Source organism: Bradyrhizobium frederickii (genome assembly GCF_004570865.1).
Taxonomy (GTDB): domain Bacteria; phylum Pseudomonadota; class Alphaproteobacteria; order Rhizobiales; family Xanthobacteraceae; genus Bradyrhizobium; species Bradyrhizobium frederickii.
On sequence record NZ_SPQS01000040.1, the window covers coordinates 1 to 18,491 of the forward strand.

Annotated in this window: 17 protein-coding genes and 4 pseudogenes; 11 read left to right on the forward strand and 10 right to left on the reverse strand. The window is 60.6% G+C overall.

The window, feature by feature from the left end:
* Nucleotides 1-258: hypothetical protein (locus E4K64_RS36430; protein WP_135167509.1), on the reverse strand; the 258-nt coding region annotated here is incomplete at its 3' end.
* A 29-nt stretch (nucleotides 259-287) separates the two neighbouring features.
* Between E4K64_RS36430 and E4K64_RS41410 the strand changes: the two are divergent.
* Nucleotides 288-408, forward strand: a pseudogene (locus E4K64_RS41410) (ATP-binding protein); the annotation flags it as partial.
* Between the two features lie 674 nt (nucleotides 409-1,082).
* On the forward strand, nucleotides 1,083-1,373 hold the full coding sequence (locus E4K64_RS36440) for a hypothetical protein (RefSeq protein WP_126261818.1): 291 nt from the start codon (nucleotides 1,083-1,085) through the stop codon (nucleotides 1,371-1,373).
* A gap of 870 nt (nucleotides 1,374-2,243) precedes the next feature.
* Here E4K64_RS36440 and E4K64_RS36450 read toward each other — a convergent pair.
* The 4 genes and pseudogenes from E4K64_RS36450 to istA all read right to left on the reverse strand — a co-directional run.
* A complete protein-coding gene (locus E4K64_RS36450; RefSeq protein ID WP_126261820.1) occupies nucleotides 2,244-2,441 on the reverse strand; it encodes a hypothetical protein in 198 nt (65 codons plus the stop codon).
* 37 nt (nucleotides 2,442-2,478) lie between these two features.
* The gene (locus E4K64_RS36455) at nucleotides 2,479-3,324 is read right to left on the reverse strand and encodes a hypothetical protein (RefSeq protein WP_164719101.1); all 846 of its coding nucleotides are present in this window, start codon (nucleotides 3,322-3,324) and stop codon (nucleotides 2,479-2,481) included.
* A complete protein-coding gene (locus E4K64_RS36460) occupies nucleotides 3,242-3,778 on the reverse strand; it encodes a hypothetical protein (RefSeq protein WP_126261822.1) in 537 nt (178 codons plus the stop codon). Before E4K64_RS36460 ends, E4K64_RS36455 begins: the two co-directional genes overlap by 83 nt.
* Nucleotides 3,779-5,886: 2,108 nt before the next feature.
* Nucleotides 5,887-7,284: pseudogene (gene istA / locus E4K64_RS36465) on the reverse strand (IS21 family transposase); the annotation flags it as partial.
* A gap of 156 nt (nucleotides 7,285-7,440) precedes the next feature.
* Between istA and E4K64_RS36470 the strand changes: the two are divergent.
* From E4K64_RS36470 to E4K64_RS36480, 3 genes and pseudogenes are all read left to right on the forward strand, one after another.
* A complete protein-coding gene (locus E4K64_RS36470; protein ID WP_135167510.1) occupies nucleotides 7,441-8,178 on the forward strand; it encodes a hypothetical protein in 738 nt (245 codons plus the stop codon).
* 135 nt (nucleotides 8,179-8,313) lie between these two features.
* Nucleotides 8,314-9,087, forward strand: a complete 774-nt coding sequence (locus E4K64_RS36475) for a hypothetical protein (RefSeq protein ID WP_135167511.1) — start codon at nucleotides 8,314-8,316, stop codon at nucleotides 9,085-9,087.
* Between the two features lie 125 nt (nucleotides 9,088-9,212).
* Nucleotides 9,213-10,236, forward strand: a pseudogene (locus E4K64_RS36480) (IS110 family RNA-guided transposase).
* A gap of 767 nt (nucleotides 10,237-11,003) precedes the next feature.
* On the opposite strand, the pseudogene E4K64_RS41970 reads toward E4K64_RS36480, so the two are convergent.
* A pseudogene (locus E4K64_RS41970) lies at nucleotides 11,004-11,405 on the reverse strand (recombinase family protein); the annotation flags it as partial.
* A gap of 141 nt (nucleotides 11,406-11,546) precedes the next feature.
* The gene (locus E4K64_RS36490) at nucleotides 11,547-12,104 is read right to left on the reverse strand and encodes a recombinase family protein (RefSeq protein WP_126261825.1); all 558 of its coding nucleotides are present in this window, start codon (nucleotides 12,102-12,104) and stop codon (nucleotides 11,547-11,549) included.
* 175 nt (nucleotides 12,105-12,279) lie between these two features.
* Here E4K64_RS36490 and E4K64_RS40740 point away from each other — a divergent pair, with 175 nt between their 5' ends.
* From E4K64_RS40740 to E4K64_RS36500, 4 genes are all read left to right on the forward strand, one after another.
* The gene (locus tag E4K64_RS40740; protein ID WP_164719103.1) at nucleotides 12,280-12,444 is read left to right on the forward strand and encodes a hypothetical protein; all 165 of its coding nucleotides are present in this window, start codon (nucleotides 12,280-12,282) and stop codon (nucleotides 12,442-12,444) included.
* Nucleotide 12,445: 1 nt separating this feature from the next.
* Nucleotides 12,446-12,586 (forward strand): hypothetical protein, encoded by a 141-nt coding sequence (locus E4K64_RS40745; protein WP_164719104.1) that lies wholly within the window; start codon nucleotides 12,446-12,448, stop codon nucleotides 12,584-12,586.
* A 289-nt stretch (nucleotides 12,587-12,875) separates the two neighbouring features.
* On the forward strand, nucleotides 12,876-13,220 hold the full coding sequence (locus E4K64_RS36495; protein ID WP_235884910.1) for a hypothetical protein: 345 nt from the start codon (nucleotides 12,876-12,878) through the stop codon (nucleotides 13,218-13,220).
* 171 nt (nucleotides 13,221-13,391) lie between these two features.
* Entirely contained in the window at nucleotides 13,392-14,021 is a 630-nt protein-coding gene (locus tag E4K64_RS36500) for an ATP-dependent DNA ligase (RefSeq protein ID WP_235884913.1), read from the forward strand.
* On the opposite strand, the gene E4K64_RS41975 is transcribed toward E4K64_RS36500, so the two are convergent.
* Genes E4K64_RS41975 through E4K64_RS41985 form a run of 3 tightly spaced genes read right to left on the reverse strand, consistent with a single transcriptional unit; the run spans nucleotide 13,952 to nucleotide 15,287 of the window.
* Entirely contained in the window at nucleotides 13,952-14,350 is a 399-nt protein-coding gene (locus E4K64_RS41975) for a transposase (RefSeq protein WP_430642564.1), read from the reverse strand. The genes E4K64_RS36500 and E4K64_RS41975 overlap by 70 nt on opposite strands.
* A gap of 39 nt (nucleotides 14,351-14,389) precedes the next feature.
* Entirely contained in the window at nucleotides 14,390-14,737 is a 348-nt protein-coding gene (locus E4K64_RS41980; protein ID WP_430642565.1) for a transposase, read from the reverse strand.
* 7 nt (nucleotides 14,738-14,744) lie between these two features.
* Complete coding sequence (locus E4K64_RS41985; protein ID WP_430642566.1) at nucleotides 14,745-15,287, reverse strand: IS701 family transposase; 543 nt, start codon at nucleotides 15,285-15,287, stop codon at nucleotides 14,745-14,747.
* A gap of 130 nt (nucleotides 15,288-15,417) precedes the next feature.
* Here E4K64_RS41985 and E4K64_RS36510 point away from each other — a divergent pair, with 130 nt between their 5' ends.
* Both E4K64_RS36510 and E4K64_RS36515 read left to right on the forward strand, forming a co-directional pair.
* Nucleotides 15,418-15,864: a ParB N-terminal domain-containing protein gene (locus E4K64_RS36510; protein ID WP_126261827.1), complete on the forward strand. Its 447-nt coding sequence runs from the start codon at nucleotides 15,418-15,420 to the stop codon at nucleotides 15,862-15,864.
* A gap of 864 nt (nucleotides 15,865-16,728) precedes the next feature.
* Nucleotides 16,729-18,006 (forward strand): cystathionine gamma-synthase family protein, encoded by a 1,278-nt coding sequence (locus tag E4K64_RS36515; protein WP_126261828.1) that lies wholly within the window; start codon nucleotides 16,729-16,731, stop codon nucleotides 18,004-18,006.
* The last annotated feature ends 485 nt before the right edge of the window (nucleotides 18,007-18,491 follow it).

Consider the following 18,491-nt stretch of genomic DNA (forward strand, 5'->3'; position numbering starts at 1 on the left):
AAGGCCCAGACTCGCGCTCAAATGTTGCATCAATGGGATCAGCGTACGTGCACTGATGCGCGGCAGATCGGCGGCGTTCGGGTGGGGCGTGATCGGCGTCTCGGCAAGATCCGTCGACGCGATCCGAACCGCCCGCGGCCGGCCGTCCGGCAGCGCAACAACGACGTAGGCAGGACCGCGCCCCGACCGCTCCTTGAGCACCTCAAGCCGGTGCCCAAACAGAAAATGATGCGGGTCGGTGATCGTGACGTGAGACACGACCCGCTCAAGAATAGGGGTACTCTGACGTGTTCGGCGATCCCACCCTCGGCGATGCGATATTGGACCGCATCATTCACAATGCGCACCGCCTCGAACTCAAGAGGCGACAGTCTAAGGCGTCAGGCTGGCGAAAAGAAAAAACCGTAAGCACCTCGCGCACGATCGCCCCGCCGGCCCACAGGCCCCTCCTCGTGCGCGTCGCTACGTCGCTCGGGGGGCACTCCGCGCCCCGCACGGGGCCCTCCTATGGACCGCCGGAACGATCTCCGAACCAACCCGCCAGCCTTGACCAGAGACAATTTCCGGCACACATAAGCCCGTCAGTCGTGTTCGTCTCCAAACTGATCGCGATCACTGGAATCCGTGATCACCACCGCCTGGAACACCTGATCGCCATCCCCGGAATCCGCAAGCTAGGAAGCAAAGCGGCGTTCCTATCTGGAATCAAAAGAGGCCGCCTCTCGGTAGCCTCTTGCCGGTTGCAATGTTGATCGTGCTGAAATGCCAGTCCCGGCCGCCTTATTACTACTGATTCCCGGTGTAATGTGGAGTCCGCAAGAATGCGGTGTTCAATCATCGAAGCCGCGCAAGTGTCCTAATCTGCCATCGCGGATGTCCTAATTAGGACAGCCCCCCGCTTTGATAGAGGCATTGCCTCGCCCCCCGCCGCATACCGATCAATGCCGAAGATGGTTGCCCCTCAAATTTCGCAACATCAACTCCTTTTCTGAGGAGTTGCCTTTGCGTGTCGGGCCTCGCTGAATCTGCAGCACCGGCGCGAGCTACTGCGGCTTCCAATCCAGCAACAAAGGAAACCTGATATGATTCCTATAGAGGAGTCCTTTATTCGAGCGGTAACGTTGCTTGACGGTCCAAAACCGACCGAGCAACGGACTGAAATCGTCGCCCACTTGGATACTATTGTAGACTATGCGCGCGACGATGCCGAGGAGCGCCTAGCCCATAGTTTCAAAGAGATGACCCTGAACCACCTGGACAGTATTCGTCGAGATACGTCGACCATTGTTGAGGAAAAAATGGACCTGGCTCTGATCGCCACCGAAGAATTGATTATAGCTATCGTCGAGCGCAACCGGCGGGGAATAGGATGATCCGGGCGATGTCCATGCAGGCTTGCAACCGGGCAATACGGCGGCCGTTGGTCGCGAGCAGATAAGCATGAGAGGCGACGACCTCCAGCAAAGACATGCACGCAGCGCCATCGGACCAAGCAATAACCTTCAAAATCACGGACGGCGCGTGACTGGAAGCCCTTCGATCGAGGGGTTCATGGTGTACTTGTTCGGGCCTGACGGGAATATTGTGCACTCCGCAAGACTGATTTGCGCCGATGAGGAAAGGGCTAAGCAGCGAGCACAGCAATTAGCCGAGACCAATAGGGTCGAGCTTTGGCAGCTCACTCGCAAGATTGCGAGCTATCGGTCACGCGCGAACTGAGGCGCTTGGTTTGCGCAATCCTCGCTCTTACCCTTGGCCATGGCGTTTGTCCCTCGCAGATATGATCCCGGCCTCCCGGCGGCGCTCCAGCTCTTGCTCAAGGATATCCAGGCCAAGACAGATCAACGCCTCGCCGACCTCAATCGGGTCATGCTCGTCGAACGGAGGCTCGCTCGGATTGACGGGTGCCATCATGGTGCATGGTGCCTACGTCGTGTCTGGTGCACGGATTTGAAGGTCTGCCTCTAGCGAAGTCGAGCGCAAAGTTGCCCCGCACTGGTTCTGACGCCGAAAAAGGACCCGCGATTTCACTGGCGAAAGATCTTCCCATTGCCCTCGGATCGACTGCAGGTCTGTTACGCGCCGAGATGGCCATGATCTGGAGAGCCGCCTCCAGAGAGTTCCGTCTCGGCGGCTAGATGAGCGGCGAGCGGCTCTTGACCTGAGGCCAAGGGCGAGCTCAGGATCGCCTTGGTGCGGTCGTCTGAGGGCGTCGAATTGCCGGTCATCGAAGCATGCCCCGCCTAGCTAGGATCCCGCTCCAAAATGAACGTCGAGTGACCCTTCGACCTCCTGCCGACCTCGTTGAGGCAGGCAATGGCAGCATCAGTCGAGACATGATCGGTATTGGAGAGGTGCTTGGCGAGCGCACTGATCTCGCGTGTGACGAACACGCTAGCCATGATCTTGCTGCGGCGTGCTATCGTCGTGAGTGTAGCCATCCGACCAAGCTCCTCTGTGTCGCCGCCGAGCGTCCGGTCAAAACGCTCGGCGGCGGGAATTGGGCCGGCGCTGGTCTCCGGAGTGAGAGCAGCGGAGAAAACACTCACTCATCAGCACAAACCCCGCACTCAGGCCGTAAGGCATCGGCGCGCGCCCGCACCATGCCTCAGGCCTAAGCCGTGACTTGCATCTCAAGTATACAGGCCCGCGCTGCCGGGTTTCAGCGCGCCGACGGGTGTAGATTTCTGAGGCGGTCTCGACATGCTGTTCAGAGCGAGCCGGTGATTTCGCCCGGGCCGACATCGAATGCACGGTCGTAGCTGAGGCCAGCGCCTGTGCTGCTGCCTTTGTGCGGGCATAGATTTCATTGGCGGACAGGTTCATGGTTTGAGTCCTGTCCTTCTGTTCGCGTCGGATCACGCAGCCTTGTCGGTCGCGGGCTTGTTCTCGGCTTACCAAGCTTTGAGCTGTTCTGCGTTTTCGAAGATCTAGAGATAGGTTCCAGCTCGACTTTGATTTCCGAGCGAGGTCGCTGTGCACGTAACCCTCGACGCGGTCGAGTACCGTCAGAACAGCCTGCGGCGAGACGTAGCGCATCGGAGTCCAACCAGCAGGGGCACCCTTCAAGCCGGGCAAGGCGAGCGCGGATGCAAGCGACGACACACCGCTACGACCGATCCAATCGGCGTAAGTGACGCGATCGAAATAGCGCCGGCTGGTGATGTTCGTCGTTTGACCACCATGTGAGAGATCGGCGGAGCCGTTCGGATTGACTTTGATCTTGGCCGCATACTCGGGGTCATAGGGCCGGCCACCAGGCCGCAGCCAGGGTAGCTCGCGCACTCGGGAAAGTTCTTTCCGCGGCACGCCGGGCATGTCCATGATTGCGACTTGGAAGCTGTGGATCTGCTGATCGTCCGGAAGTTGCCGGTTCAGAATTTCGCGACTCAATCTCGGCTTCGGCCATCGCGCGCATCGCAGCGCGGAGCTGCTTGATCGCAGTGGTGACGGCTTCCTGCATCTGTTTCTGAGCAGCCGCGCCGAGCGAGTGGACGCGCGTCAAATTGTCTTTCCGCTCCTTTTCGGCGGCAGCAGTCTTTGCTTCCGTCAAAGCATGGTCGGCTCGCCGGTGAGCCGCACGAGCTTTCACCAAGCGAACTTCAGCTAAATTCTTGATGCCGACGAGGTCACCGATCTGGTCGTCAGACAACTCGATCGGCGGCGCTTCCATTGAGTGGACGGCGCTGGCGAACGCGGCCTCGACCGCGGCAAGTTCACTGGGCGTTTCCAGACCTTTGGCTTCCAGCTTGGCGATCTGCGAGGTCTTGCCGGCCATGAACGTCTCCGTTGTTCACCGGGACATATTGCACGGCTTGGCGCTTTGTCCTTACGGCACAATCGCTGATTATTTTTTTTCGCGATTCTGCCCTGTGGAATTTGACGACGCAGTTGCCGATTGCGTCGACCAACGGCTGCGGTGACCTGCCAGCGGGCGGTGCCGTCAGTGCGTTCGCGTGCGATGCTTGCGCCAACAACGCCGCCGGCAGCCGCCGTGGCGATCTGATGGGCGACCTTGCTCTTCGCTCGCCTCCGACGAAGGCAAGCTCAGCGACCACTGCGGCCGTCGGAACAGGTAGGCCGAAGACGCGCTGCAGGTGCTGCGACTGAGCGGTAGCTGTGGCAGTTTGATCGGGGAAACTTCCGGATTGCTATTGCCGGTGCAGAGGTGGCCGCCCCTCAAACGCTTGCGACCGCAGGGACGCGATGTACCGCTCAAAAATGTGCATCCACTGGCCTGTGCTACCCGTAGGTACGCTTCGCAAGCGATGGTGGCCAGCCCGTCCTCGAAGACTGAGGCTGGCCACCTTTGCTCCCGAGAGGCTGAAATTCTCTGGACGCCAGCATCCTATATTGCTGAGAAGCATGCGGAACACCTATCAAAATTAGTGGGGACGAGAATGTAAGGTAGTGCGAGCGCCCTCGCGCCATCGAGGTACATTCCGACGTGAACCACTACACGTTCTATGGAAGGTTGCAGATGGTGAAGTGGTTCTACAAAACTCAAGCAGGGGGTGGCTCAGATCGTTCCGACTGGGAAGGCTTTTGCGGTCACGTTTCGTGGTGAGACATTGGGGCATTATGCTTCGCCAGCGTCAGCGGCCGAGACTTGGCGAACGGAACATGCTCTTGGCCTTCGGCCGGAGACCCATCAAACCTGGGCATACCGGAGAAGATTAGCGAGTGGCAGCGCGTGCGGTGACTTACACTCCCCGAGGGTCCTCACCTCTGGTGATCACCGCCGTTTGGATCGTCCACACTTGGGCGCGATTCGGCACCGTTCGGCTGCGCGCGTCAGGCGCTACCCCTGCCACGCCCGCACTACCATTTGAAGTTAGCGGCCACGTGACTCGGCGCTTATCGCCCACGCATACACAGAGGAAAAGCGCTGGCCAGCCTCAAAGCAGCGGAAGAAGCCGACCGGGAGCGTATCGCTCGCAGAATGGGCATAACCGTCATAACGGGCTTAGCCCGTGAGCCGGAAGCAGTGCGAACGCGGCTCTGCGCCTGACGGCCTGGGGGCATGATCAGGCATTATCCTGCCGCATCCGCACTGCCAAATTGAGTTAGCGGCGACGTGACTCGGCGCCGACCGTTCTGGTGCCATTGCGCTGTCCCTGCCACGGCCCGTTAACCACAGCGGCTCTGTATCCGTGCTAGCTTACCAAAAGCTGACGAGACTGCGCGCCCATCGACCAAACGAAATGCGACCCGTGTGGGCCGTTCAAGCCGGGCGGCCTATAACAACAGTGCGTGCAATCTGCTCCGGGCAATCCTGCAGCCAAGCAAAGACGCCCGCTAGACTGTAAGGCCGTGCGACTTCATGGCCGCCAAGCTTAATGGGATGATCTTCGATAAGATAGAATTGCCCATCGGCTGTTCTGACCATCCGGTCTCTTATCTCAAACCACACGCCCGTTGTCGGCCACCTTTTGTAGGATACGCGCGTCGCGAAATGGACCGCTTCAGCAAGGTCCCGCGCTGTCGGGTTCCGTTTCCGCGCGCGCAAATGCCTTAAAGGCTTAGCTTTTGGTGCCATGATTTGTCCTTGAGCATACGCCTTCCTCGTCGGCTCAAAAGCCGCGCGGATGCGACTCGGCGCCCTTATCGGCTGGGGGGCCTTGGATAGAGGCGCTATCCCTGCCGCATCCGCACTGCCCCGTGAAGTTAGCCCTGGGATCAAAAGGCTAACCCACACCCAGCTTTCCCGTGAACCCTTACCCACGGGGGCTGAAGTGCGGTTTTAGCGAGAAAGCCGCCGCGAGTGGCCTACCTAAATTGATAGGCTAGACTGAGCGACTTAACGCCGCTCAACCTGTCAGTAATTCAGCCTATCGGTCTTGCAAAACGATCAGGCCGACGCGAACGGCGAGCTGACCTCCCCGTATCACGTCGACGGGCCAGGATATTGAGCACGACATCGGCGGAATGGACGCTGTGACTGAGCGCTTCGGCACAGGCCGCTTCCACCGCGGGCAGACCGTCAGTCAGCACCGCGTTGAGGATGTCGACCATCTGACGATTGCCGTCGTCGGTGCTGGCAAGCTTGCGCCGGATCCGCTCGATCGCGGCGGGCAGCACCCAGTCCTCGAAGGGAGCACCGTTGCGCAAGGCGCCGGGTTTGCGGGCGAGCACCGGCACATAATGCCACGGGTCGTAGACGGTATCGCCGCGGCCAAAGGATCGTGGGTGCTCGGCGACGATGCGTCCATCCTGTCGGATCACGATGCGATCGGCATAGGCTTGAACCTCGACCGGTCGTCCGACTGCGCTGGCTTCGACCGAGTACTTGTTGTTGTCGAAGCGCACCAGGCAGGGCTTCGAAACCGATGCCGTCACCGCATGGAAGCCGTCGAAGCGGCCGGCATAGAGAACGAGTTTGGGGCGTTCGGCTTCGAACACCTCCCAGATCGTCTGATCGACCAGCTCCGGGTGGCGATGAGCCTTGGCGTAGGCGATGCATTTGTCGAGCAGCCAGGCGTTTAACTCGTCGAGGGTTTTGAACCGCAGCCGCGGCGTGAAGAAGCGTTCCCTGACCAGCCCGACTTGGTTCTCCACCTGCCCCTTCTCCCAGCCCGACGCTGGTGTGCAGGCGACCGGATCGACCAGATAGTGGCTGCACATCTGCAGGAAGCGGCGATTGTAGAGACGCCCTTTACCGACGAAGATCGTCTCTACGGCGGTCTTCATGTTGTCGTAGATGCCGCGGATGCAGGTGCGTTTGAACAGGGCGAACGCCCGGTCGTGGGCGTCGAACACCATCTCCTGCGTCTCCCGCGGATAGGCCCGCACGAACAGCATGCGGCTGTGACAGAGCCGGACATGGGCAGCCTTCACCATGACCGCGGTGCCGCCCAGCAAGACCACCTCGTGGCTCCAGTCGAACTGGTAGGCTTCGCCTGGGGCAAAGCTCAGCTGGACATAAGCGGCCGCGGTCGATTGCCCGCGTTCCCTGCTCCACCGCTTGGCGTAGCGGCGCACCGCATCGTAACCGCCGTCATAGCCGCGGCCGCGCAGCTCTTCGAAGATCCGGATCAACGTCAGCTGTTCACGAGCCGATTTAGCCGCGTTCGCCGCCAGCAATCCGTCGAGTTTTACTGCCCATCGTCCGAGCTTGGGCCGCGGCTGCACTTGCCGCTCATACTCGAAGGAGGTCTCTCCCGACCTCAGAACCTTCCGGACCGTGTTCCGTGACACCTTCAGGTCACGTGCGATCTCCTTGATCGTCTTGCCCTTGATGAAGTGCTCGCGCCGAATCCGCGCAATCGTCTCCACGACCAGCATCCTCCACCACCTGCTTTGTTACGAAGCAGGCAGCGCAACAGACCAACCCTGTAGGGGCGCATTGCCGCATCCAGAATGTTACTGGACAACTTCTCGCCGATGATGGGTCGGTGCCATCGAATTGGTTCGGTGGCGTCTATAGCGGGAAAGATCAGCATGGGCGCGCGGCGCGAGGTGGTGTCGGCGGTAACGGAGCGTTACCGGTTGGCCAAACGAGCGGAAAAGGGGCAGATTCTCGACGAGCTGTGCGCGACGACGGACTGGCATCGCAAGCATGCGGTGCGCGCGCTCCGGCGACGCGAGACGGTTGGACCGGGCGAGGTCGAGGCAACAAGAAAGCGGAGACGCAGATATGGCGCGACGATCAAGGACGCGCTGACGGCGCTAAGGGAGGCGTCGGATCGAGTATGCGGCAAGCGGCTCAAGGTGATGATCACGACCTTGCTGCCGGCCCTTGAGCGACATGGCCGATTGCAGCTTGGCCAGGCGGATCGTGACTGTGTTCTCTCGATCAGCCCAGCAACCATCGACCGCCTGCTCGTGGACGTGAAGGTCGCAGCGAGCGGCGGCAGGCGGCGCCGTGCCGGATTCGATTCGGCAATCCGGCGCGAGGTCCCAATCCGCACGTTCAATGACTGGCACAGCGCGCCGCCTGGCTTCTGCGAGGTCGACATGGTCGCCCATGGCGGCACGTCGGTGGCTGGCTCGTTCATCCAGACCTTGACGATGGTCGATGTCGCCACGGGCTGGACGGAGTGTCTGCCGTTGGTGACGCGAGAAGGTTCGCTGGTCGTCGAGGCGATCAACCACGCACAGAGCCTGTTCCCCTGGCTGTTGCGCGGCCTGGACTTCGACAACGACAGCGCCTTCATGAACGATGTCGTCGTGCCTTGATGTCGCGAACAGAAGCTCGAAGTCACTCGCTCGCGCGCCTATAAGAACGACCAGGCATTTGTCGATCAGAAGAATGGTGCCGTCGTCCGCCGCCTCATGGGCTATGGCCGCTTCGATGGCGTCGAGACGGCGCGTATGATGGGCCGCCTCTATGCGGCGGCACGGCTCTACGTCAACTTCTCCCAGCCGTCGTTCAAGCTGAAGGAGAAGCGCCGCGAAGGGGCTAAAGTGATCAAGCGCTATCATCTCCCATCGACGCCCTATAAGCGTGCATTGGCGCATCCCAAGGTGACCGCGGCCGTGAAGAAACGGCTACGCGATCAGCATCGCTCGCTCGATCCGGTCGCGCTGTTGGCGGAGATTCGCGCAACCCAAGAGGAACTCGGCAATCGCGTCGATCGTCGTGCCGGACAGGCGCGCGGCCTGCAACCCGCTCACACTAGCACCCTGCCAGCGACCGCGGCAACGTTCGCGAAGACGCTCGGCAAGACGGTGACTGCCGGCGAGCCGCGTGCCACGCACCGTCGCCCCCGTCGGCTCTATAAGCCGTCCAAGCTCGACCCGCATATTGCTGTGATCGAGGGTTGGCTCGCTGAAGAGCCGCAGCTAACTGCGCTCGCCATTGTCGGCCGGCTGAGTGATAAATGCCCTGAGGAGTTCGGGCCGAGACAGCATTCTATTGTGCAGCGTCTGCTGAGGGGGCTTCGACGGATGACTGCTAGGCAGTTGGTCGCGGAGAAGCTGCTTGGCGACGCCGCGACTGTGGCCCCGTTGCCCGGGGTTGTGGACGGCTCGGGCTATGTAAGGCCCGACCCGCCCACAGCCCCTCTCGCCGAGCAAGCGGGGAAAACTACTTGGCGCGCATCAGTCGACCTCGGATCGTCATCGGCCACGGCGCCACCCGGGTAACATCTGCAAGTGAGGCAATACGGGGGGCAATATTGCAGACGATGACGTAATTGCGGTCGGGCGCCCGCGGCTCGAAAGGTCCGCTATCTTAAGCCTTCCCGCAATCTCACGAATCGGATGAGGCCATAAAGCAATATGTTGGGCTGGATGTCTCGCAAAAAGAAACATCAGTGTGTGTGGTCGACGAAGTAGGTCAGGTCTTGTTCGAGGGAAAGGCCAAGTCCGACCCGGGGGCGCTCACGGCACTGCTTCGCAAGCGGGCGCCACAGGCGGAGCGCATCGGATTTGAGACCGGGGCGATGGCGACTATGGCATGAACTTCGTAGAGTTGATCTTCCGGTGGTCTGAATCGACGCGCGTCATGCCCACGCGGCTTTGTCCCTGCGCATGAACAAGAGCGATCAGAATGGTGCTCGAGGTTTGGCCGAACTGGTGCGGGTCGGCTGGTATCGAGAAGTCAAAGTCAAGAGCGAGGAAAGTCAGAAGATCCGCGCTATACTCGTCGCGAGATCTCGGCTCGTGGCCATACGTCGAGATATCGAGAACCAGGTCCGCAGCCTCATCAAAGAATACGGTTTGCTGTTGCCACGCGCGATCGGACTGCAGTTTCGCAATCAGGTCTGCGAGCTATTGGGCAAAGATCATCAGCTCCTCGGGGTGATCGCGCCGCTTCTGTCGATCCATGAACAGATCTGCAAGCAGCAAAGCAACTTCGACAACGAAGTCCGCCAGTTGGCAAAGTCGGATGAGACGACGCGCCGCCTGATGACGGTTCCTGGTGTTGGCGTGGTGACCGCCTTGACCTTCCGCCACACGATCGACAACCCATCGCGCTTCCGATCTGCATCGAGCGCTGGCGCCTATCTGGGTCTTACACCTCGGCGCAACCAATCTGGCGAAACTGACATCAATGGCAAAATATCACGATGGGGCGACCGTCTTCTCCGAACTTACCTGTTTGAGGCCGCGACCGTCCTGCTTTATCGAACGAAGAAATGGTCGTCCCTCAAGGCCTCGGGAATAAAGCTCGCCAAGAGGATTGGCGTGAGGAAGGCGAACGTCGCCATCGCGCGCAAGATCGCCGTCGTTTTGCACTGCATCTGGGTCGACGGCACATCGTTCGACTGGGGCCGCGCGAAGGAAGCCTGATCCGATTTTGTAAAGTTCCTGGTCCGGTCTGCCGGACTGGCGATATCCCGCTGGGACGGTGTTGTGGCGACCTCGTTCATTCGGCTGGTGGCGGCTTGACTGTACTCCGCTGCAGACGTTGAGGCGTCCGACCCGGACATCATCATGAGGCGCTGCGCGACCTCGGAAGGGACCATGACCCCAGCGAAGACATCAACCAGCCCGTACGATCCAATGCCTGGCCAGCAGAGCATGTATCAGCCGCGCCCGCGCCGTCTCCGCAACCCCGACCAGCTCCGACGGCGCGGACGCTACCACCGTGCCATGGGCGAGTTCAGAAATGTAAGCTTGACAACAAACCGCAATTAAAGGGCCGAATGACAACGATACCGTTTTCTCACGACCGCCTCGGTCTGATCAGAGGCCGCTCTGGAAGGCTATCGGTCGGCGCCACAATATAGTCTAGAGGGCGTTTGTTCTGCTCATCCAACCTGACCAAGACGGCGATACTCGGACGGGTTTTTGAGCCGCGCCGCAGCGTCCAGGCGGAACAGTGCCTCTGGGAGTGCTGCCAGGACCGTACTACACGCAACGATATGAAAGACCCATCGTTGACGGCCAGGCAGCCCCCGGCCTGCTCCGCAATGAGATCGGGATTCACATTCGGCACGGCCGTAGCGATCTCAGCGGCGAGATCCTTGATGAGACTGATGCGCTCGCCGCGCGTCTCAAGGTAACTGTAGTCAACTGGAGGTACGTATCCGATCACCGCATAGGCGTTGCGAAGGCTACCGAACCTCCGCTCGTACAGGTCCGCGCTGGGGCTCCCTTTGCTCGACTGATCGCGTTGAGAGAGAATGTGTGCCGAGCCGGTGCTGAAGAACGCGCAGTCTCTTAAGCAGCTCATCCGAGGACAGCCGTTGCCGTATTTGTCGCTCAATAATCCATTGTGCGGCATCAAAGACGTTCCGCGACACAATCTGCTCAAGTGCGTCAAACGCTCGTATCAACTTGGCCTTGGCGTTGATCACACGGCGCCCTCGCAAGTAGTTCGATGTCCGGAAGTAGACAGTGTTGCCCGTGTAATTCTCGTTGCGAAGGATGCGACCAATCATCTGAAGATTCCACGGAACGACGCGATGGTTGGCAACGCCTCTCGCGCTCAGCTCGCGCGCGATAGCAGTCCTCTTTTCCGCCGACGAAGCTTTCGAATATCCATCGCACGATCGCTATTTCATCGGGTGGCCCGGCCCGCAGCAAGTCCCAGTCAGTCTGCAAGGCCTTTTGCTGGCCATGTTCGAGAAATCCCCGCGACTTGCCGGTTGTGTCGATCAGCTCTCCGCGCAGCGCGAAACCGGGCTGACCGTCCACCCAATAGCCGAGCCCTGCAATGGGGCTCTGCCCCGCAAAACCTTCGCCGATTGATTCCGGCTGTCCTCCGCTGCCATCAGGCGCTTCATGTTCTTCCAGAGGCCCGACATCGGGCTTCCGTCGTTCCCGAAGACCTCGGCGCAATAGAGCACCTTCACACCGGCCAACTTGCGGATGAACTCGTAATATGCACTCTCGTCTGTGTCCTGAAATCGACCCGAGCGACTGACGTCCCGCACCAACACATTCCCGAAATCGGCGGCACCCGACTGAACGTCGTTGATCAAACCGATGAGCCCCAGTCGGTTGTTGATCCTCAATCCGCTGATGCCCTCGTCAATATAAGTGCGCACGATCGTGAGCCGATGCTCGGCTGCGTAGCCGGCGATGACAGCCATCTGGTTTGCGATTGAATATTGCTGCCGATCCGTCGACATCCGGATGTACTGCGCAGCCCGGAGCTCGTGCTCCCGACGCCGAGGCAGCCTGGCATGCCGGACAGTGAGCTCTGTTCCCATGGAAGGCTCCCGACCTGTGCAGCTGTCAGCCTATTCCAACCCACCTGAAAACCAAGAAGTGTGAAGCTGCTCACCCCCGCCGAATCAAGCTTCGCCAGCTCCGACTGGTCCATTTCCGGATGAGTGTCCCGGACGGGGACGTTCCTATTGTTCTGGAGGTCGGCCATGAAGCGCCATGAGCAAGTATTTCGGTAGTGGCGCCGGCCACGTTCTGCGCCAGCACAACAGCGCCGTGTTGCTGTTCAGCTGGCGCGGCAAGCCGACGGATCGGCCCGCTAATCCCAGCCTTGCCGCCCTGCTCCGCGCCGTGGAGGCCGAGCACGCTCAAAAGGAGCGCTGATATGCAGCTGGCGGAGCTGTTCCAGCCCATCTTCGATCAGTCGGAGATCATCGTGAACGTACTTGGCTGCAGGGCGGGACATGGACTGCAGCAGTTCGTGCCGAATATCTCTCATATCTTCGAGCGCCTGCTGGTTCCTTAAGCGTACGTAAGCTGAGACTATCGCTTCACACGACATGGCGTTCCAAATGCATCACAAAAATGAGTTCTCAAAATTGACTGAACTGAGTGACCCGCGGGATGCCGAAATCTCAAAGTCATGTGCGTCAAAAGCACACGCGAGATTGTCCCGAGAGGTCTGCTTTTTCGACCTTGCCATGCTCGTTCCTCCATGTTGGCACCGTGGCGACGCGAGGAGGAATTCGCAGGTTCCGATTCGCCTCCCGCCGAACATTGCCTATCTTGGACTCCGGTCAGTGGAGTTCTCGCGTATGGCCTCGCCGTCCATCATTCCGAACGGTCGCCTCGACAAGGACTTTTACGTCGTCCTCGAGGAGTTCCGGGACGGCGCGGCATTCCGCGAGACTGACGAAGGCATCGACCATGCCACGCTGGTCGACGACCTGCTCACCGGCCAACATGACCGGGTGCTCCGCGTGGTCGCCTTCAACCCGGCCGAAGGCTGGTCGCGCGACGCGTCCGACGACATCGCGCTCGAGCACCGCATCGCCGCCGACAGCCTCGATACCTCTCCCGCGTTGAAGGATTTCGTTAAGAGCCAGCTCGGCCGCGATCGGCGTTCAGCTGGCGCTTCCGCTCCAGTCCTAAACCACTAGGCTTACCAACCAAACCGCGAGCGAGCAGCAGACAGCAATTCCAAGGTATGGCAATGCAATTGTGATCGGTCCCTGACCGACGAAATCCCGACGCTCAAATCAAGCGCGACATTCGCATATTCGCGGCCGCGTGACTATCTCGTTCTCATACCGCCTGCGTTCGCGTTCTGCCTGCCCACTTCCGCCAAGGCCGCCCCCGACGGCACCGACCGGTTCCACGAGATCAAGTGTGACGGCTATCGCCTGCGCCTCGAGCTCAATGGCCGCACCGTGCGCCTGATCACCAGGAACGGGCACAACTGGACCGACCGCTCCCCTTGGATCGTAAAGGCCGCGCTGCGCAACCGCGAGCAGGAATTCGTCATTAACGGCGAGGCCGTGGTGCTCGGCGTTGACGGCGTCTCCGACTTCAACGCGCTCCACTCGCGCCGGCAGGTGCAGCTCTATGCCTTCGATCTGCTCGCGCTTGGCGGCGAGGATCTGCGGCAGCTGCCCCTGGAGATGCGCAAGACCAACCTCGCCCGGCTGCTGCGCGGCCGGCCCGACGGCATGTTCATCGAACCCTTCGAGAGCGGCGCCATCGAGCCCGACGTCTTTCGCGCGGCCTGCGACCGCCGCCTTGAGGGCATCATCTCCAAGCGCCGCGATCGCCGCTACATCGCGAGCCGCACGCGCGAATGGCTCAAGATCAAGAACCGCACCCATCCGGCCATGAGCCGGGACCTCCAGCACTACTTTGGCAGAATGTGTTTGCGCCACTGTTTTTCAAGGATTTGTTTTCGGCAATACGGGCAGCGTTGAGGCGGCGGCCGAAGGATGAGGTCGACCATGGCGTGACATACGGCGGGCATGGTTGGCTGAGGCGGAGGCCCGTTAATCTTCCGCCCCGCGTGTGCGAGGCGACAATGTTGCAGGAAGGCGTAGGCAATCATGGTCATTAGGGCGTGACGATGAAGACCTTGCCATGATCGCCCTTCGAAGTGATCAAGTCCAAGCTCCTTCTTCAACTGCTGATGCGCCTGCTCACAAATCCATCGCGCCTTGATGGTGGTGGCCAGTGTGCGCAGATCCGTCGCCGCTGGAAGGTTGGCGAGATAGTATTTCTTCTCCCCTGAGGCAGTGCTCGCCAATCAGCCAAGCTTCGTCGCCCGGGAGATGCTGCTGACCTTTTATCCCATATCCGCTGCGGAGGGCCGTCGGCGGTGTGGACACGGACAGCAGCAAATCGGGCTCTCAGACGACCTTTCTTTCCGCTGCGCCAACTCACGTTTTTCCATTTGGCTCTGGTCAGCATTTGTTCTGCCGCAATCGGTAAGATTTCTGGTACGTGGTGCTTTCGCTTCCCGCGGACTTTGGTAATCGGCCAATGAGCTGTACATCAACCGGATACACCTTAAGATGCCGAGGGATCCGACGGCCCAGACCAGGCCGCGTTCTGTTAGCCCTTGTCGAAACGGTGCGCTGAGCCCGTATCCTGCATCCGCCAGCACGCATCCAAAGCGCACGTCGGCTGCCATCGCTCGGTTAACCTCGGCCAAAGCAATTTCCGGCTTGGATCGTGCCGGTTCGGTGTTCGATCGGCACGCGAGCACGCTTCAAACGAGATACATTGCCTGTCCAACTCTCAGGCAGAAAGAGACGCAGCGCGACCATTACCGGCACTGCGCCGCGCGAGAGTGTCAGCGACACCAGCGTTTGGCAATTTGCCGTTTTGCCAAGAGAGGACGCATATTGAGGAGCGACACCAACCGAGCGTTCGCCCTTCTTCGGCATTGCCGTGTCGTCAATAACGAGCACGGCATCCTTGCCGCCGACAAGCCGGTCGGCCTGATTTAACAGTTCAGATTCCAACGGAGTCGCATCCCAGACACCGTCGGCAATGAAATGGTGCAGCTGATCGTAGTTGCCCGCGGCAAGGCGCTCCGCCATCGGCTGAACGATTTGGCGGTAGCCGGGACCGATCAATCCCGCAACGTACAATGGACACATCTGCCGCCGGGTCTTATGACCCAACCGATCCAGCAACGGCTTCAGCCAGCGTTCGGGTTCGTCTTCCCACTCCGCCATGGTCAGCCCTCCGAGAGCCGACCACCCGTGAATCATCGGGACTCGGGAATCTTGAGGGTTCTGTGAGGTCGCCGGGCAGGTTTAAGCCGCGCGCGCTATCGTAGCGTGCGACCTCATCCGCGAAAACGGCGTGCGCGAACCGGTCAGCGTGTTCGAGAGAAAGATCCTCGACGGCCGCAACCGCTATCGCGCCGCCGTCGAGACCGGCACCGATTGCCCGACGCGCTATTATGGTAACGATCCGCTGGGATACGTCATCAGCCTGAACTTGAAGCGTCGACACCTCGCCGAGAGCCAGCGCGCGATGTGTGCGGCGCGGGCAGCCGAACAGTTCAGGCAGCGACAGGGGTCGGCCGCGCAGACCAAGGCGGCGTGGCACGGTGGGACCGCGAGGAGGAAATCAGGCGCCTCCACGCGGATACGTCCCTGTCATATGATGATCGTGCCGAAATGGTCGCGCAGCTTGGGGCAGGCGCAACCATCACCGCCTTTCCAACTCCGATCGTCGCCACCTGGCGATAGCTTCTTCGTCAGCTCACCGACAGGTAAGTGCTCCAGAGGTTACAACGTATCGTAGTGAACTGAGTCTACTCAGTCCTGGCAAGGGAGTAGGGAATGGATCCTTTTGAGGCAGGGCAGATTCTGCGCTGAGATGGGATCTCTTCGAACGAACGAGAGGGGCAGGAAAACGAGGCCGGGGCGCAGTGGGACCTAGTGCTGACAGGCTATGACGCGGCAGATTCAGCTCATGCGGAGGACGACCAAGACCAGACGGTTGAAAATTGGGCTGCCGAACGGGACGTGGGCCCGCTCGAGGATCGAGAAGAAGCCATAACGCGATTAAATTTCTCCGAGAGAGATCAACATCTCGATCTCGGATCGTTGTCCCTGACCAGTCTGCCCAGATTTTCGACCGACCTCAGGCAAATCGACGTTTCCTTCAACCGGCTAACCAGACTGCCCGATAGCCTGCCCGCCACCCTCGGGTCGCTCAACGTCAGTCACAACCAGCTGAGCAACTTGCCCGCCCTTCCGGCCGTGCTCGCTTATCTCAACGCGAGTGATAACCGACTAGCGGGCCTCCTGAGGCCCTTCCTCCTGCGCGTCAGTTTCTCGACGTCAGCTACAATGAGTGCCGAAGCTGCCGGAGGTCCTCCCTGATTCGCTCCAGTTCTCGAGGTCAGCGACAATCAATTGACGAGTCTGCCGGAGGGCTTCCCCGCTATGCTCCATACTCTCGCCGTTAGCGGCAACCAGCTAACCAGCCTACCCGAGAACCTACTGACGCAGTTGAGCGCTGGTGCCGAGTTAGAACTGCCTGGAAATCCGCTGCCGGAGCAGGTGCTGACGAACCTGCATACAGGCTCGATTTTGTGACCACCGCGGTGTACCACCGATTCGGCCCGCAACGTGCGGCCAGCATCAGAACAGCGAGGCAGCCATGGTAAAACCGTTCCCGTCGAAGACCCATATCGGCAACCATATGCTGCATCCGGAAACCCTGATGCTGACCTATGGCTACGATTCGCAATTGTCGGAAGGCGCCATCAAGCCTCCGGTGTTCCTGACCTCCACCTTCGTGTTCAAGACCGCCGAAGACGGGCAGGACTTCTTCGACTATGTCGCGGGCCGGCGCGAGCCGCCGGAAGGCATGGGCGCGGGCCTGGTCTATTCGCGCTTCAACCACCCCAACAGCGAAATCGTCGAGGACAGGCTCGCGGTCTACGAGCGCACCGAGAGCTGCGCGCTGTTCTCATCCGGCATGGCCGCGACCACGATCCTCGCCTTCGTCCGCCCCGGCGACGTGATCCTGCATTCCCAGCCGCTGTATGGCGGCACGGAAACGTTGCTGACGAACACACTGGCGCGCCTGTCGATCGGTGCGGTCGGCTTTGCCGACGGCATCGATGAAGCCTCCGTCAGGCAGGCCTCGGAGCAGGCGATGGGTAGGGGGCGGGTTTCGATGATCCTGATCGAGACCCCGGCCAATCCGACCAACGGCCTCGTCGACATTGCGATGATCCGCCGCATCGCCGATTCTATCGGCAAGGCCCAGGGACACGTTCCGATCATCGCCTGCGACAACACGCTGCTCGGCCCGGTGTTTCAGCGGCCGATCGAGCACGGCGCCGACTTGTCGCTGTACTCGCTGACGAAATATGTCGGCGGCCACTCCGACCTGATTGCGGGCGCCGCACTCGGATCGAAGGCGATCATGAAGGGCATCAAGGCGCTGCGCGGCGCCATCGGCACCCAGCTCGATCCGCATTCGTGCTGGATGATCAACCGCTCATTGGAGACGCTGAGCCTGCGCATGGAAAAGGCCGATGCGAATGCGCGCCTGGTGGCGAGCTATCTGCGCGACCACCCCAAGGTCGCCAGGGTTCACTATCTCGGTCATCACGAGGAGGCCTCGCCGTCGGGCCGTGTATTCGCGCGGCAATGCCTGGGCGCGGGATCGGCCTTCTCGTTCGACATCGTCGGCGGCAAGGAGGCGGCGGTGAAATTCCTCAATGCGCTGCAAATCCTCAAGCTGGCGGTGAGCCTCGGCGGCACCGAGTCGCTCGCGAGCCTGCCCGCGACCATGACCCATTCCGGCGTTCCCGCCGACATTCGCCAAAAGATCGGCGTGCTCGATTCCACCATCCGGCTGTCGATCGGGATCGAGAACCCGTCCGATCTGATCGCGGACCTCGCGCAGGCGCTGAACGCGGCTTGAGCGAGGGATCACAGCGCATTGGACGCGCGGCACGCTGCATGATCGCCGCGGCGGCCTCATTGCTTTGCGCGCCCGAGAGCTGCCGCACGAGGCAGACGTAAAGCCCTTGCTGGATGCGTTCAGCAGGGAATGGCCGGCAGGCCGTCAATCTCACTCTATTTCGAGCCATTCGGAGACGGGGCGACCCGTGGGCTACGAACGAAACCAACTCGCAATCGTCGCCTGATCCCGTGCCCGACGCGATCACCGTGCTCATGCTTTGCATCCAGCTGAAGCAGTTCCGCCTCGGCTTAGTTAGCAGACTGGCTGGCCTCTAAACGTGCGGGCCGGTGAGACACTTCGAGAGCGACAAAGGGCCCTTGAATGAGTTGTTGTTCTCGACGGCAAGCGGCCCACGCGGGCCGCTTTTCGTTTTATGGATTGCCGCGCGGTCTCGTCAGCTTTCAGTAAGCCAGCGCAGCTACAGGGCGCTTGGGGTTAACGGA